The sequence below is a fragment of the Parafilimonas sp. genome (genome assembly GCF_051953455.1).
Lineage (GTDB): Bacteria > Bacteroidota > Bacteroidia > Chitinophagales > Chitinophagaceae > Parafilimonas.
In genome coordinates this window covers 1-16,688 of sequence record NZ_JBQCIT010000007.1, presented here as the reverse complement: position 1 = coordinate 16,688, position 16,688 = coordinate 1, and the positions used below count along the sequence as shown (strand labels likewise).

11 protein-coding genes are annotated in these 16,688 nt (G+C 39.8%); 3 read left to right on the top strand and 8 right to left on the bottom strand.

Annotated elements, in window-relative coordinates:
- Positions 1-99: 99 nt before the first annotated feature.
- The 8 genes from ACTHN6_RS01700 to ACTHN6_RS01665 form a co-directional block, all read right to left on the bottom strand.
- Positions 100-1,308 (bottom strand): DUF6786 family protein, encoded by a 1,209-nt coding sequence (locus tag ACTHN6_RS01700; protein WP_440433978.1) that lies wholly within the window; start codon positions 1,306-1,308, stop codon positions 100-102.
- 178 nt (positions 1,309-1,486) lie between these two features.
- Positions 1,487-3,484, bottom strand: coding sequence for a glycoside hydrolase family 97 protein (locus ACTHN6_RS01695; protein ID WP_440433977.1), 1,998 nt, complete (start codon positions 3,482-3,484; stop codon positions 1,487-1,489).
- A 101-nt stretch (positions 3,485-3,585) separates the two neighbouring features.
- The gene (locus ACTHN6_RS01690; RefSeq protein WP_440433976.1) at positions 3,586-4,608 is read right to left on the bottom strand and encodes a LacI family DNA-binding transcriptional regulator; all 1,023 of its coding nucleotides are present in this window, start codon (positions 4,606-4,608) and stop codon (positions 3,586-3,588) included.
- Between the two features lie 47 nt (positions 4,609-4,655).
- Positions 4,656-5,129, bottom strand: a complete 474-nt coding sequence (locus ACTHN6_RS01685; RefSeq protein ID WP_440433975.1) for a TlpA family protein disulfide reductase — start codon at positions 5,127-5,129, stop codon at positions 4,656-4,658.
- A gap of 69 nt (positions 5,130-5,198) precedes the next feature.
- Positions 5,199-6,356, bottom strand: coding sequence for a glycoside hydrolase family 172 protein (locus ACTHN6_RS01680; protein WP_440433974.1), 1,158 nt, complete (start codon positions 6,354-6,356; stop codon positions 5,199-5,201).
- Positions 6,357-6,453: 97 nt separating this feature from the next.
- Positions 6,454-7,617, bottom strand: a complete 1,164-nt coding sequence (locus tag ACTHN6_RS01675; RefSeq protein WP_440433973.1) for a hypothetical protein — start codon at positions 7,615-7,617, stop codon at positions 6,454-6,456.
- A 93-nt stretch (positions 7,618-7,710) separates the two neighbouring features.
- Positions 7,711-9,450: a RagB/SusD family nutrient uptake outer membrane protein gene (locus ACTHN6_RS01670; RefSeq protein ID WP_440433972.1), complete on the bottom strand. Its 1,740-nt coding sequence runs from the start codon at positions 9,448-9,450 to the stop codon at positions 7,711-7,713.
- 53 nt (positions 9,451-9,503) lie between these two features.
- Positions 9,504-12,692: a SusC/RagA family TonB-linked outer membrane protein gene (locus ACTHN6_RS01665; RefSeq protein WP_440433971.1), complete on the bottom strand. Its 3,189-nt coding sequence runs from the start codon at positions 12,690-12,692 to the stop codon at positions 9,504-9,506.
- A 691-nt stretch (positions 12,693-13,383) separates the two neighbouring features.
- Here ACTHN6_RS01665 and ACTHN6_RS01660 point away from each other — a divergent pair.
- The 3 genes from ACTHN6_RS01660 to ACTHN6_RS01650 all read left to right on the top strand — a co-directional run.
- Positions 13,384-15,324 (top strand): tetratricopeptide repeat-containing sensor histidine kinase, encoded by a 1,941-nt coding sequence (locus ACTHN6_RS01660; protein WP_440433970.1) that lies wholly within the window; start codon positions 13,384-13,386, stop codon positions 15,322-15,324.
- Positions 15,325-15,351: 27 nt separating this feature from the next.
- Entirely contained in the window at positions 15,352-15,966 is a 615-nt protein-coding gene (locus ACTHN6_RS01655) for a response regulator (protein ID WP_440433969.1), read from the top strand.
- A 462-nt stretch (positions 15,967-16,428) separates the two neighbouring features.
- The coding region (locus ACTHN6_RS01650) for a class I SAM-dependent DNA methyltransferase (RefSeq protein WP_440433968.1) at positions 16,429-16,688 on the top strand (260 nt) is incomplete at its 3' end.

Here is a 16,688-nt window from a genome sequence, read left to right as displayed (position 1 = left end):
TCTGTTTTGTTATTGAGTTGTTGATGCGTGAATCATGAGACGTGAATAAGAATCATTACTGACATTTGAACTTTCACGTTTGGCGATTCACGATTGACGTTATTTAAATGTTGACGTTACTTCGTTCAAAGACACGCCTAATAGTTGCTGGCTGATAGCATCCAATGCCTTTTGATCGCCTGTGAAATGATATACCGATTGTTTATGCACGAGTGATTGACTGGGCTGAAGGAAAGCAGCAGGTGATACACTTTCAATTTCATAGAAAGGCCCCATTTGCGAACCATCGGCCAAAGGCCCATCGTTATAAGCATTTACTGCATCGCCGGAAAATGGCGGTTTTATTGTATTCCATTCCTGGTTTAAATATTTAGCCGATGCATCTGGTTCAAATGTAGCAATCGTCAGCACTTTATTTTCAGGATCATAACTGCCGATAGCGGGCTTTGCATATTTAGGTTTGATGCCAAGTTTGCCACGGCTTTTGCCATCAGCTTTGAAGAAAAGTTTATCATCATCATGCTTTAACCTGTCGGGAGGAATTTCGCCGAAATAATTTGTTGTAGCTACATCTTCAAAGTTGGCGCCCTTAGCATTTTTATAAGGCACAACAATTACTGTTGAAGGCGTATTCTTCATCATATCCAATATCCATATACAAGGCATGCCGGTTGCTTCTGTCCAGGCATCTTTGCCTGTATTGATTAATGTATTGGTTGTTTCATACGCCACAGCCTTAACGCCTGCATCCAGTGTTATGCCGGTGTTGGATTGTATTTCATCATTATTTAAAATAGCCACCGACCTGGTAACCGATAATTGTAATGGCGTGTTATGGTAATTGGTGAGTTGCATATCTTTTTGCATGGTAACACTATTATCAGTTTGTGCCGTTACCTTCCATACTTCCGTATCAAATGCAGCCGGTGTTTTCCAATGATCGAAAACCATTGAATCGCCGGGTTTAAAGAATAAAGAAAAGCGGCCACCTTCAGGGCCAAGCCACAAACGGTTTTCCCCGCCATAAGCATTCATGTGCGCATCTTCGGGGCCGCTGAATGCCTTGTAATTTACCCAGCCGAAACTAAAACCGCTTTCGCCGTCAACAGTTGACGTAAAAACTTTTGCCTGGTATTTAGGCGATACAATTACCTGTGCATTGCCGTTATTGGATTTTAAAATGATAACACTATCATGCTGCTGCAGAAAATTCAAATCGTAACCAAATGTTCCTTGCTCATAATTTGCCGAATCTGCATTTTCGGCGGGTTCTTTTTTCTCTGAGGTTGAACATGAAGATAATGTCATAAAGAGCGTACTTAATGATATAAAAATTATTGCTTGCATTATGGAAGAGCGCCTGGCATGAAGAGATTTTGCTCCCAAAAAACATAACAGCAGGTTTCTTTTTGTTGAATTCATAATTAATCGTTTAAGCGATGATTTGTTTTAATTAAATGATATACCTATTTATCAGCGATCATGTTTATGATTTTTTATAAATATGGATGGCAGCTCCTCCTCCAGCGGAAAGGCTTACTGTAATTATATCTTTATTGGTTATATCTGAAATACTTTTCGTAAGGTTATTTGGGCTTTCGTCTGTATCTGCAGCATCGGCATATATTTCAGCCGCATAATTTCCGTCAGGTAAAAAATCAAGATTCAATTTTAACTGTCGCGCTTCATGATTTGTAATAGACCCTACATACCAATTATTGTTTTTCTTTCTTGCAATGGTTATATATTTATTTACTTCTGCATTCAACACTTTTGTTTCATCCCAGGTTGTTGGAATGTTCTTTAAAAAATCAAAACCCGGCTGGCCTTCATATGCTTCAGGATAATCGCATATCATCTGCAAATAACTTTCCAGCACTATATACATTGCCAGCATGTGGCAACGTGTGCCCACCACTAATGGCCTTGTGTATTGAATTTTATATTTAGAAGCCGGTACCGCCCTGAAACCACCCAAATGATAATCTGTTGCGCCGGCAAGCATTCTTGTAAACACCACGCCTAAATCATCATCAGGTGTAATTATATCGCCCCATTTATCATTCTCATAATTTAAGGTTCCTTCACGGGTAAACTCATTGGGATAAGTTCTGCTAAGCCCTGTTGGTTTGTAAGCTCCGTGAAATTGAATATGCAGATGATGTTTTGCTGCAGCCTGCAATATCTGCGTTTGAATGTTTACCATTTCCTGGTCATCACGATTTAAAAAATCAACCATCATTCCCTTAAGACCCCATTTTTCAAACTGCGCAAATGATTTTTCAAGATCAGGATAAATGGCTTGCCAGTGCACCCAAAATCTAATACCAACATTTTTACTTTTGGCATAGGCACAAATCTGATCCATGTTAACTGTTGGAACAGGTTTGGTAACATCCGTATTCGGGCCAATAACTCCATACCCTTCTGCATCACTTGTGTACCAGGGATAGCCCCCATACCCGATAACAGAATGATAGGTAATTTGGTTACGTGAACAAAAATCTATGTAGTATTTATTGAAGTTAAAATCTTCCTGCGGCGGAAAAGTTGTGTCAGGCAATATATCGCCATTCCACCAATGAAAATCTGAAGTACCGGGTTTAATCCACGATACATCTTTTATTGCACATGGCTCATTTAAACTTGTAATAATATTAGATTCTATTAAATTGCCAAGCCTGTTACTTATGAGCATAACGCGCCAGGGAGATTGATGCGGCAATGTTGCTTTTACTTTTATGTTTGTTTGATTGGGAAGCGGCGATAAACTACTTTCAAATACTCCATTCTTTTTTACAAGATACATACCTGCATAATCAACCAGCTCTGCTTCAGTTATTCCCATATAAATATTGCCCGGAAACTGAACCAGCGTTGGCATATCCATTAACGTATCTTCTTTTATTTCATTTAACGAAAGCCATTGATGACGCGCTTCGTGTGATGATGTATAATCAGGCAAGAAACCTGTTAACACCATGGGATTACCTGTAAATTTAAAAGTTGTGTTTTCAGATGCCAGTTCATAAGAATGCCAGTTTGCCTGCGCTGGTATTTCATACCTGAATGCAATGCCATCATTAAAAGCCCTTACAATTAAATTTATTAACCGCTTATCGCCTTTGCTTTCCTGTAACGGAATAGAAACTTCATTGTATTCATCATGCACTTTTTTTGTTTTGCCAACAATTAAATTATAATCGTCAACGCCTGCGCGGTATGCAGCTTTACCTGCATTTAATTTTTTGCCAAATAACCCGGTTTGAGCAAAATCCAGGCTTAATGAAGAAGGTTCAATAATTATTTGTTTATTATAAAGAATACTGTAAACAGGCAGCGAATCTGTAAGCATAAACTTAAACTCAATATGCCCGTTTGGCGAAGTAAGATTAATCTTTTTTTGAGCAAAAAGAGGAGACGCAAAAAATAATACAGCTATTAAAAATAAGTCTTTGAAATATTGTATGATAGTTATTTTCATTTGTCTGTTAAGTATTCTGAACTGACGATCTATTGTTTAATGATATATTCGCGCATTAACGTTTTAATCGTTTAAGCAACAGCTATCATGCATTCAATTATTTATAAATTACTGCCACAACTTTCTCGAACAATTAATCTTGCTTCCACAATAACATCAGCATTCTTTTTACTTTTATTATGCAGCCTGTTCAAAATAAGTTTTATGGCTTCTTTACCAATATCTGCCAGCGACTGGCTCACGTAAGTAACCGGCGAATAGAAAAAATCAAAGGCACCGCTTTCATCAAAAGAAATAATAGCTAAATCATCAGGTACTTTAATACCCAGTTTGTTTATTTCTTTCAACCCTGCAACGGCCAGCGAGTTGGTAGCAAAAAACAAAGCATCAACCTGTAAAGGCTTAAGCAATGCTTTTAATTTTGCGGCCACATCTTTTTCAATATTCTGGTAGCTGGCCTCAATAAGCCATTGCTTTTTAAAGCGTATATTATTCTCTTTTAATGCTGCTTTATATCCCTGCTTTCTATCCTGCATGTGCGACTGCATTGTATCATAGGCTACCATGCCTATTCTCCTGCGGTTATTTTTAATAAGCTGCTTTACCGCCTTACCGGCAGCGTTAAAGTTGTTGATATGAACGCAATCAACTTTTAACCCCGGGAAAAAACGGTCCATTAAAACAACCGGTATGCCTCTTTTTACTATGGTTTCAATTTGTTTTTCCGTACCGGATGCAGGCGCAATAATAAAAGCGTCAACCAGCCTTGTTGAAAACACGTCAATCAAATCAAGCTGCTTTTCTGCGCTTTCATCACTGCTGCCGAAAATTACTACATACCCATGTTTCTTTGCTTCATCTTCCACAATTCTTGCTATAGTTGAAAAGAAAGGGTTTGAGATATCAGCTACAATTAACCCAATTGTTTTTGTTTTGCCCATCTTAAGGCTTTTGGCAATAAGGTTTGGCTGGTAATTCAATTCAGCAGCAGCTTTCCGTATTTTCTTGGCCATATCCGCTCCTACCCTCGCTTCCTTTTCTTTTCCATTCAATACATAAGAAACCAATGCTGCGGATACGCCAATATGTTGTGCTACATCTTTAAGTGCTACTTTCTTTTCCACTATATGAGTATTAGGTGTGATCTTATAACTTAAAAGCTAAAAGTTTTCTATAACCGGCTGGCTATATCTTCCGGATCTACATCTCCGCGTATTATTTTTTTCAGCCTGCCTGTTTTATCATATTCCGCAACAAAAGGAAAGCGCTGAATGTCATAATATTTCTGCACAACAAAGGTGTAACCTTCTGAACCAACTTTTATATTTTGATGACCGGATAATTTATACCTATCATCAAAGGCTTTTACTTCTTTTAAATTTTCATAAGAAATCATTACAAACTGTTTGTCCTGTAATTTATTTATGCGTTTCAGCATAGCTTCAGTAAATTCCTTACAATGATCGCAGGTGGGTGAAAAATAAATTAAAACAACAGGTTTGTTTTTGGAAAGCTGTTCATACGTATAACCTTGCCCGTTTGTGAGTCTTATTTTAAAGGGAGCAATACTGCTATTGCCCCCCTGAGAAAACAACTGCATGTATATGAACAAACCAAAAAGAACGAGGACAAAACTTTTTTTCACTGTAACTGCATTTTCAGGTGAACTGTATTGTAATTGGTTACAATATTACAGAAGCAATGCTATTCCTGCTTAATTCACCTCCAGATGATCTTTGTCAGGCAGTGCCGGAAATGCATTATGCGGTTCTGCCTGGTACCAGAAAACTGTTGAGGCAATATCGTCCTGCAACGGAAGATAGCGGCCGCCATCGCGCCAGCCAAGCGCCTGTATCGTTACCTTAAGATTTTTTTCAAACCTTATAGGATCTGCAATATGCCAGCGGTACATGCCAAATCTTTGTGCAATCTGGTAATGGCCATCTCCTTTAATTACCTGGTGAAGGCCCACATACGGAGTAGAGAATTCTGTATAGTTCACTTCTTCCACGCCGGCATCGTTTTTCTTCCTGGTATCAAAATCGTAAGAGCCGCAGAAATAATCTTCTGTGCCCGTGCCGTTAATGGTTGGATACTCTTTATCACCATCCATGAAAAACTTAATTTCACCTTCGCCCCACCATCCGTTATTATGCACGCCCCAGGCCATATAAGTGCCTACATACTGGCCCTTACCAACGATGCTGTCAACCAACACATAATCTGTTTTATAAGGCAATGGATTAGTGCGTCGGAACTGTGCGTGGAAATAAGCGGCATCTTTAGGCACATCGGTTAATGTATAATCAACCTGGTAATACAATACCATGTCTTTATCATCAATATTCTCCATGGTAATCCTGCATTTTTTTCTGAAAGGCATTGGCCAATAGCAGTTGAATGCGCTGCCCGGATTAACGTTCACAGCCAGGGAATTTATCTGGGCGTATTTACCCCATCCCATGCCAAAGAAATCGCCTACAGGTACTTCAACGGATGGCGTGGTTTCATCATCCCAGTAAAAACGCAGGATGGAATAACGCCAGTTGCCGGTTGGCGTCATCCAGATATGCTGAATAGCACCGGGGCCGGAAATTTCCGCAACCGTAAAGGTTGTATGCGCTTTAATAACAACACTGGGACTTACCTTCCATCCTTTACCTAAATCTCTTGATGCGTTAAGGCCGGTACCTGTTGTTGCCATACCGCCCTTGCCTTTTTCACCATTGAAGTTTTCAGGACTGATAGAACGTGTTTTGGCATCAGACATCATAAAAATGTTGCTGAGATCTGAATTAATGCCGTTGAACGACTGTGCATAAGCGCCTGCACATATAAAACTTGCTAAAACAAATAATAAGTTTTTTTTCATGTGTGTATTTTTTGGTTTGTTAGTACATAGATTTTGACCACGATTATAAATATTTAATTCATTAAGACGGTTTGGTTTTTTGAAACTTGTTATGTTTTTATGGCTTGTTCATTTCAGCAATCTGTGGCGCTATTTCCGCCGGCGTTTTCCTGCTTAGCCCAAAATAAAACTTTTGACCTGAATAATATTTTTCTCTCATTTCAAAATTCTCAAATGCCACGCCGCCCGGTATATCTATATAATTGCTTTTGTTAACGCTGCCGCCACTCCAATATTTTGCTCTTCCGTTTACACGTACACATAATGATGTATCGGCCTGCTGTTTTTCTTTTTTCCAGTATTGCGTTAGTTTGAAAAAAGGACGATAGCGCCAGCCCCATCTTGCATAATAAGCTTGCTGCTGCGGCCATGATGAAAGCGAAGCAAAACTTTCGTTAGTTTCAGCGAGAACAATATAATCATCATTTTTATCTTTTAATAATTCATTGAGCGGATATGTTTTCTTTTCTATAAAATCAATTCCATCAAACCCGTTGTATAATTCTCCTGCTTTTACAATTTTATTTTTTAAGTATAATAAACGAAGCCTTGAATAATTACCCATTGTGGCAGTTAATGCGCACCGCTGCATAGGCGCACTGTTTTCTTCATTAAATATTTGAAAACACAATTCTTCTGGCCGGTCACTTCGAATACTTATTTTAAAATAAGGATGCGCACCGTTTAAAAACTGCTCCATAAAAACATATAAAGAAAGTTCTTCCACATCAGCATGCAGAGGATCAGGATGCGTGATCACACCGCGGCTTATGGCAGCAGGGTAATAACGGCCGGGGCCTGAGCTGTCGCTTGCCCACATCAGCTTTCCCCATTTGCCGTCAACACGTGACGGAGAGATTTCACTAAACTCCATTTTACCATTAACCACAGGTTCCACTGCAATAAAATTGATCATATCAATATGCCCTTTGAATTCATAACCCACCCGTATCAAACCCCGCGGACCGCCTTCTTTTTCTTTTACCGGGTTTTCAATGTCATATGGCCATAGGCCAAAAACAATTCCGTTATGAATGCCCCATACGGCAGGGCTTTTTTCATTAATTGGCCTTATCCATTCTACGTTCGCTGGTACTGCCTGTGCTTGAGAATTTTTTATGATGAAGAAAGCCCAGGCAAAAAGCAAAAAGAATTTTTTATGTGAGAAGCAGAAATGCATCTGTGAATTATCTATTATAACTGTTTTTTTTATATTAATCATTAATACATCCGCAACTTTTTAAATTATGGGCAGATGCCTGCCTGTGCAGGCACCATACCCATTTCTTAAGAGACAAACCATCATTGTTATAAATTAATAGCCTACATTTTGTTTATACACGCCGAATGAATAATTCATTTGCGGTTGCGGTATAGGCATAAATTCATCACGCCCTGAAGTAAATTTTCCATCTTTCATCCATGACCTGTTGCGCGGGTATTCTTTTGCGAAGTAGGCATTTAAGACAGGTTCTGCAACGCCCCAGCGAACAAGGTCATACCAACGCACACCTTCCATTGCAAACTCTAAACGGTCTTCCCACATTAATGCTTTCCATGCAAAATCTTTTGTCCATGTACAGTTAATGCCATCCTGGTACAGGCTTATTTTGTAATCCAGTGTTGGCTTACCATTTGAGAAAACTAAACGGCCCGTGCTATTGGCGGCACGCTGGCGTATTGAGTTTATAATAGGCAATGCTTCTTTTTCCCTTCCAAGCCTGATGAGTATTTCAGCTTTCTGCAATAATATCCTGTCGTAGCGAATGGCAATTTCATTCTTTGAATTCCACATCCAGAAAAGATTAACAAGGCCGGGGCTGTTTGATTCCACATTTTCTTTGAGTGAATTGAAGTAACCATAGTTAGCCGGGTCTCTTGCACCGCTGCTGTCGAATAACAGCTCCTGCTGATACTTCCATGGTAAACCCGGGATAGCTACTGTGTGGCCGATGCGCGGATCCCATTCATTATTGGCAAAATAAGATTGCTTATTGGTGATTTCTTCATTATTAAAATCATCAAAAATTGGAATGCCTTTATCATCAACCTTAAATGCATTCACCATATTGTATGAAGCTTTATGAAAATCGCAGCAACTGAAATATGGAGGCCACCAGGGCGCATTCAATGGCGTGCCACCGTTTAAATTACCATTGGTGGTTCCATCATCATGCGAATATTGCCATTCATATATTGATTCAGGCGATTTGTTATCGTAATCGAATAAAAAGTTAATAGCGAAATCCGGTGCAAGGCTGTATTTGCCGCTGTTGATAATATCGTCAGCAATGGTGAGTGCTTTGGATAATGTTTCCGTATTAATATTAACCACTTTATTATTTATATCCTGCTCATAAGCCATCCACATCAGGCATTCCAGCATTTCTGCCTCGGCTGCATATTTTGTTGGCCGGCCCGGTTCGGTTTGTGTTGGAGGCAATATGCTTGCAGCAGCGGCAAAGTCATCGTATATATGTTGCCAGATATCAAGATCATTTTGTGCATCTGCAGGACGGTTTGGAATTTTTGCAATGGAATCATTCATTACATTTTCATCAAAATAAGGAATCCACTTAAACCATTTTTTCAGGTCCAAGAAAAAATAACCGCGCAGGAATTTCATTTCTGCAATCCGCTGATCTTTTTGCGGATAAGTTGAAGCATCCAAAACATTCAACGCTCTTATTGCGGTATTACACCTTGATACGCCCTCATATTCAGCATACCATATGCCATCGTTATTACCTGTGCTTGGTGTATTTAAGGAAAACACTTCCCATTGATACCAGGGTATCTGGTCGCCAATGCCACCACCGCCTTTATAAGAATCATCAGACTTTATATCAGCCAGCCAGGGGCTTAATTTCTGGTTAATAATCCCTTCGTGTGGCAACCATGCATAGGCTGCAATTACAAGCCCGTCTATATTATCGGGCGTGCTTACATTCCCTTCTGTAACAACGGCCTGCGGCGTTACATCCAAAAACTTTTTACAGCTGGCTATTGAAAGAAGGATTATGGATAAGAATAAATAATTTGATATTTTTTTCATCTGTTTGTATTTTATTGATTTGATCAGATGTTTGTTTATGATCATCGGCTTAGTTAGAATGATATTTCAATACCTGCCTTAAAAATTCTTGGTATTACGTAAGGATTTGCATAGTCACTGCCTTCCGGGTTTTCCGGGTCAGGGCCGGTAAACTTCGAGCTCTTAAACATGAGCAGGTTCTGCGCCATTACATATACATAGAATTTATCCATGCTTAACCTTGATGCAAACGTTTTGGGAAGGCTATATCCTAACTGGATATTCCTGAGTTTTAAATACTGTCCCGGCTCAACAAAGTAAGTAGATGTTCTAAGCTCATCGTTTACGTTATTCAATGACAAAGCAGGAATGGTGGATTTGGTGTTACTTGGCGTCCATGCATCTAACACACGTGTTGGATGGTTGAAGCCATTTTGTATCCATACATTCCAAAAATCGCTGTAGCTCTTCCATCCGTTATACACGTCAACACCTGCAACACCTTGCCAGAACATAGAAAGGTCAAAGCTTTTATAAGCAAGGTTGATAGAAAACCCGTATTCAAATTTTGGAGTGATAGAACCGTTGCTTATCCAGGTGCGGTCATAATTGTAGTCAATCACACCATCGGGTTTGCCGTCGGGGCCTGAAATATCTTTATAGCGAAGCCTTCCAACTCCCTTGCCGGGTTGCGCAGCAGCATTATCCACTTCCTCCTCGTTTTGAAAAATACCATCAGCAATAAAGCCATACACAGCCCCCCAGGGATGACCCGCAATACCATCTTCCTTTTGTGAAGTACCGCCCCATGTGTAGGTAACGGTTTGTGGCAAATCGTTTACTTTATTTGTATTATAAGCAATGTTGCCGCTAACCTGGTAAGTAAAATCCTTACCTGCATTACCATTATACGCAAGAGAAAGTTCCAAACCTTTATTTGTCATATTTGCGGCATTAATGTATTGATAACTGCCTTCACCAAATGTGCCGAGGTAAGGTGGACGTATCAACATACCGTCAGTATATTTCCTGTAGAAATCCAATGAACCGGAAAGTTTCTGGTTAAGAAATCCAAAGTCGATACCAATGTTGGTTTGAGAAGTAGCTTCCCATCTCAAATTTGCATTGCCTGTTTGCACCCTGTAGAAGCCGGAAGGCAGGTTGCCGCCGGTCTCATTGCCGCCGATGGCATAAGATGTAAAACCATAATTTGGTGCAAAGAAAGTTTGGGCGTTTAATGAATTTATACCGGCAAGGCTTCCGTTCTTGCCCCAGCTTACCCTGAGTTTTAAATCAGAAAGAACTTTGCTGTCGTTTAGGAAATCTTCCTGGCTTATGCGCCATCCGGCAGAAACAGCCGGGAAATAAGCAAACCTTTCATTAGAACCAAATTTTGATGAACCATCATACCTTAATGATCCTGATAAAAGATACCTTGAATTGTAGGAATAGTTAAACTTACCAAAGTAAGAAAGCAGGTTGTATTTATCGCCGCCACCTCCCAATGTCATATTTCCTGTAGCCGTGCTTATATAAGCGTAGTCATAATTTTCAAAGGCAAGTGTCTGGCGACTGGCATCCATAAATTCAGTAATATATTTATTGGCCTCCATACCTGCCAGTACATCCAGGTTATGCTTACCCGTGTTCAATTTATAATTAAGTGTATTGGTAAGATCAAGCGTGGTTTCTCTCCAGTACCATTGATCAACACTGTTGATAGGATTGAATTTTCCACCCGCTTCCTGGAAAGTAAACTGGATAGTTCTGTGATAACCATCTGTGTAAATTAAACCAAGTTGAGAGCGGAAATTAAAGTTCTTCAGGAACTTTACGTTAGCATGTACATCGCCATAAATTTTATTGTATTTATTGCCATTGTCTTTATTTAAACTAAGCTCCCTTACAGGATTCCAGTAATCATCCATACCTAATGCAACGGCAGAGCCGCCCCAGCCGCCATCAGTAGAATGTACAGGGATGATGGAAGGTTCCACCAATGCCAGGTGCGTTACATTCTGGTTGTTGTCTATTAAATGAGAGGCTTCAATATTTTCACCGATGGTAAAATGATCGCCTATCACTTTATATTCTGTGTTTACGCGAACTGTGAACCTTTTAAACCCTGTATATAACTGTGTTCCTTCATTCTGCAAAAAGTTTAAAGAAAGAAGTGATGTGGATTTTTCATTACCACCTGAAATGGTAAGCTGGTGGTTATGCTGAATACCTGTTTGTGATATAGCGTCAAGCCAGTTGGTATTGGCAGCAATCATGGTAGAATCGGCATTTAAATATTGACGAGGTGTAACCTTATCCAGTACGGGGATGCCATTATTATCTTCATGCCAATCGTAACTATAAATCTGTGTTGCCGTATTTGGGTCCTGGCCTCCATTTACTGCAGCCTGCCATAAAGCAGTACCATACTGCATTGTGTTCAGCATATCAGGCTTATTACTCCATTGAGAAAATCCTACAGAACCGTTATAAGATATTTTGGCTTTGCCGGCCTGGCCTTTTTTGGTTTGTATAAGAATAACACCAGCGCCGCCCTGCGTTCCATAAATACTCGCAGAATAGGCATCTTTTAATATCTGCATGGAAGCAATATTATCGGGGTTGATATCACGCAGGTTCATATAACTAGGCATACCGTCTATTACTATCAATGGGCTTGAACCATTTAAAGATGTCATACCTCTTACCTGTATGCCTACATTACCTGCCGGGTTGCCATCTGTTGTTACATGAAGGCCCGGCACCACGCCCTGCAATGATTGCATTACATTGGTCTGGCCGTGGCTTTTACTTAATTCTTTCGGGGTAACAACGGCAACAGCGCCGGTTAAATCAGCTTTACGCTGGGTCATATAACCTGTAACAACAACTTCGTCAAGGTCTGATGCACCCTGGTCTTTCAAGGTAATATTAATAACTGTGTTATCTCCAACCGTCACCTTTTCATCTGCCTTTCCCACATAAGATATTTCCAGCACCTGTCCTTTTGAAGCAGTGATGGAAAATGAGCCGTCCGGGCCTGTTGGCACCGCTGTGCGGCTACCCGAAACCCTTATAGTAGCGCCTACGAGAGGATTTGATTTTTCATCTATAACCTTGCCTGTAATTGTTTGCTGGGCAAAGAGCACAGTGTGCGATAAAAGGAAAGCGAAAAAAAGCGTTAACCCATATTTGAGGGCGCCTTTTTTAAATTTAAAACCGCGTAACCATACGCAGCGCTGAACAGTTAGATTGAAATGCATGTACGTTAATTTTAGATGAGAGAACAAGAGCTTACCAGCTTGCTTAATGATATAAGCAAGTGCTTATTGGCTTATGTATAAGCCGGGCAATTAAATAACATGAAGGCCGGTGATTCAGAAAGCAGCTTTCTTCAGCACCTTCATGCCGCTAAAAGGGATTGCAATTAATTGCGGGAATGAAAGTTCCCGGAATTTTTTTTCGATTTTGGTTAAGCAATGCATAGAGGAGAGTTTAATCGTTTAAGCAAATTTTGATTTTGACCGAGCCAATACAGTTTTAAAGCCGAAAATATAATATTTAATCGTTTAAGCAACCGGGCAAACACATTTCAAAAACAGCAGACAAAAACGAAAGTAGGAGCATTTAATCGTTTAAGCAAATTTTTTTTAAAATTATTTTTAAGCTTATAAAAAACAGGCCGGCTCAAACAATTTAAGCGTTATGCCAAATGTCACAGATAATTTCTGTGCGTGCGAGGCCACCGCCTGTTTAAAACTTATTAATATAATTATATATTTTTTATTCCGGAAATGTGGCAACAGCTATGCTTGAATGATTGTTGCTTACACAGACGTCAAAAAAAAATAACAGGAAACTCCTGTTCTTCCAAAAAAATCATTTAAAAAGAGGAGAAAAAATAAACCCTTACAAGCCTTTATTTGCAGTAACAGAAAAACTGTAATTTACGGAATGAGAAAATTGCTGCTTATATTATTCGCTTTGCTTGCAGGCTTTATTGTTACAGCGCAGAATGGGCTTAACAAAGACAGCCTGCTACATTTGTTAACTGCTGCAAAAGAAGATACCGCTAAAGTAAAGTTGCTCAATAATCTGGCAAAGGCCACTAAAAACAGTGATATAGCTGCTTCGTATAAATATACTGCAGATGCATTAGCTCTTAGCGAAAAAATAAGTTATAACAAGGGCCGGTTTCTTGCATTGATCAATGAAATATCGCTTATAAGGATTGAAGGAAAAGACAGTCTGGCTTTGGAGAAATGTAAAACTTTTGTGCAGCTTGCAGGAAGCCTTAAAGATTCTTTTTATATCGCTGCCGGCTACTTAAATCTTGGAGAAGTATATGACAATAATGGCGATAATGAAAGGAGTGTACAATTTTGTTTTAAAGGTTTGCAGATTGCTGAACGGCTAAATGAAAAAAGTTTATTACAGGATGCCTATTCAGCTTTGCAAAGAATTTACCTGGCCCGCTCTGAATTTGATAAAGCTATACAATACGGGAAGCTTGCAGTAACCCTGGCCAGGGAAATGAATAATAAGGCAAAGGAAGCAACGCAATCTTACAACCTTGCCTATACTTATAATCTTACAAAAGACTTTGATAAATCCATTGCCGTATCAGAAAATGTATTAAAAGTGAGCCGGGAAATCGGGGAAAAAAGAATTGAATCGTATGCACTTTATAATTTGTGTTCTATCAATCTGCGAACAGGAAAATTGAATGAAGCGCTGAGGTATGGATTGATGTGCCTGGAAATAGCACGGCAAAACAGCGACAAGGGTATTGAGTCTTCAACGCTTGCGGCTTTGGCATCAATATATGCACAGCTAAGGCAATATAAAGAAGCAGAGAAATACGCCACGGAGGCGCTTTACATCCGGGAAAAAACCGAAGACAAACTCGGTATTATTGAAATCAAAAGCATACTGGCGAATATTTATTTTGCACTGGATCAGCCTGCAAAAGCATATTCATTACGAATGGAGGTTGAGGATTTCGAGGATTCTTATAATCAAAGCATATTATCGAAGCAATCATCAGAACTTGAAAAAAAATATGAAACGGAGAAAAAAGAAGCCCGGATAAAAATACAACAAGCACAAATCCATCAAAAAAATATACTCAATTATTTCCTCATCGGCGGAGCAGCAGCGCTGCTGGTTATTTTACTGCTCACTTACCACAATTATCGCAACCGTCAAAAATTACAACAGGCAAAGATTGATGAACTGGAAACAGAAAAACAACTTACCGCCACAGAGGCCGTATTAAAAGGGGAAGAACAGGAACGTACCCGGCTTGCGAAAGACCTGCACGATGGACTGGGCGGAATGCTCAGCGGTATAAAATTTTCATTAAGCAATATGAAAGAGAATTTAATTATGACCCCTGAAAATGCGCAGGCCTTTGAACGCAGCATTGATATGCTTGACAGTTCTATAAAAGAAATGCGTCGTGTGGCCCATAACATGATGCCAGAAGTATTGGTAAAGTACGGCCTTGACAAAGCGTTGAAAGAATTTTGCAGCGAGATTGACCGCAGTGGAGCAATAAGTGTAAGCTATCAGTCTGTGGGCATGAACAATGCCGGCATAGAACAAACCACAGCCGTTACTATCTACCGCATTGTACAGGAGCTGGTGAATAATGCCATTAAACATGCACAGGCAAAAAATTTACTGGTGCAGTTGCACCAGGCTGAAAAGGAAAGGTTGCTGGCCATTACTGTGGAAGATGATGGAAAAGGCTTTGATGTTGCTTCGCTGAAACAATCTGGCGGCATGGGCTGGCACAACATTGAAAACCGGGTGGAATTTTTAAATGGCAAATTAGATATTCAATCCGGGGTTGATAAGGGCACGTCGGTGATGATAGAATTTACTATTTGACAGCACTTATCTTAATAACTTCAGTAAATGAAAACAGGCATTTTTATAGTAGACGATCATTATATGGTAATTGAAGGCATTCGTTCGTTATTGCAAAATGAAAATGATATTGAATGGATGGGCCATGCCACCAACGCCGCGTCGTGCCTGAGTTTCCTGAAACTGCAAGAGCCCGATATAATATTAATGGACATAAACCTGCCCGATATGAGCGGTATAGATTTATGTAAAAAAGTAAAGCAACTGCATCCATCGGTGTTTGTGTTAGGGCTTAGCACTTTCAACCAACAAACCGTTATTCAGGATATGATGGAAAACGGAGCATCAGGTTATGTTTTAAAAAATGCAACCAAAGAAGAATTGCTGGAAGCAATAAGCGTAGTGTTGAACGGCAAAAAATATTTCAGTTTTGAAACAGCGCTTGCATTACGGGAATCAAAGCAACGGCAACCGCTTATTACCCGCCGTGAAAAAGAAGTGTTGCAATTAATTGCCGAAGGCCTTACCAATGGAGAAATTTCAGAGAAGCTTTTCATCAGCGTGCCCACCGTAAATACGCATCGTAAAAGTCTCCTGGAAAAATTTGAAGTAAAAAATACGGCTGCACTTATAGGCAAAGCCATTAAAAGCGGGGTTTTATAGAAGGCGTTGGTAAACATTTGTACTCGCCTGATGCCAACGATCCAATAACCTGCATAGTCTCCACCACAGCTACCGCGGGTCATCAACCGCTCCATAATTATCATCAATCTTAAAATTAAGAATGTTGGTTGTTGAGAACGCATACCTGCTTTTATTGTTGCAATATTTAAAGCTCAAAGAACCTGATTCATCGGCAACGCCTTTTATTAAACTTAAAAGAGAGTGCGGTGCTCACCAATGCCGGGCATTCATCGCCAATGCTCATACCTTATTTTAAGCTGTCAGAAACAGCTATCACTGCCGTCATGCAGTAAGCAAGTGTTGATGCATCTGCTGCCTGCCGGCAGGATTAAGAGCAGGCAATAATTTAAATAAGTCATTTATTAAACTGTTGACGGTCTGAAATGTTGTATTGCGTGCATCATTTACATTTGGCAAAAAACTATTTAAAACTTTATCATAATGAATGTAAAGGATGCCTACAATAATTGGGCGGCACAGTACGATACTGACCTGAATAAAACCCGTGATCTTGAAGCAGTTTCTTTAAGGCAAACCTTAAGTAATATTGGTTTTACCAGTTGCCTGGAAGTTGGTTGCGGAACAGGTAAAAACACAGAGTGGCTGGCTGCAAACGCCAAAGAAGTTGTGGCAATTGACCTGTCGGAAGAAATGCTGAACAAGGCCAGGGGTAAAACATATAAAGGCAGTGTTAGCTTTCT

What these genes read in the sequence shown, in the direction of transcription:
- ACTHN6_RS01700 (WP_440433978.1), bottom strand. Translation starts at nt 1,308, where the DNA reads ATGACATTATCTTCATGTTCAACCTCAGAGAAAAAAGAACCCGCCGAA.
- ACTHN6_RS01695 (WP_440433977.1), bottom strand. Translation starts at nt 3,484, where the DNA reads ATGAAAATAACTATCATACAATATTTCAAAGACTTATTTTTAATAGCT.
- ACTHN6_RS01680 (WP_440433974.1), bottom strand. Translation starts at nt 6,356, where the DNA reads ATGAAAAAAAACTTATTATTTGTTTTAGCAAGTTTTATATGTGCAGGC.
- ACTHN6_RS01675 (WP_440433973.1), bottom strand. Translation starts at nt 7,617, where the DNA reads ATGATTAATATAAAAAAAACAGTTATAATAGATAATTCACAGATGCAT.
- ACTHN6_RS01670 (WP_440433972.1), bottom strand. Translation starts at nt 9,450, where the DNA reads ATGAAAAAAATATCAAATTATTTATTCTTATCCATAATCCTTCTTTCA.
- ACTHN6_RS01665 (WP_440433971.1), bottom strand. Translation starts at nt 12,692, where the DNA reads ATGCATTTCAATCTAACTGTTCAGCGCTGCGTATGGTTACGCGGTTTT.
- ACTHN6_RS01660 (WP_440433970.1), top strand. Translation starts at nt 13,384, where the DNA reads ATGAGAAAATTGCTGCTTATATTATTCGCTTTGCTTGCAGGCTTTATT.
- ACTHN6_RS01655 (WP_440433969.1), top strand. Translation starts at nt 15,352, where the DNA reads ATGAAAACAGGCATTTTTATAGTAGACGATCATTATATGGTAATTGAA.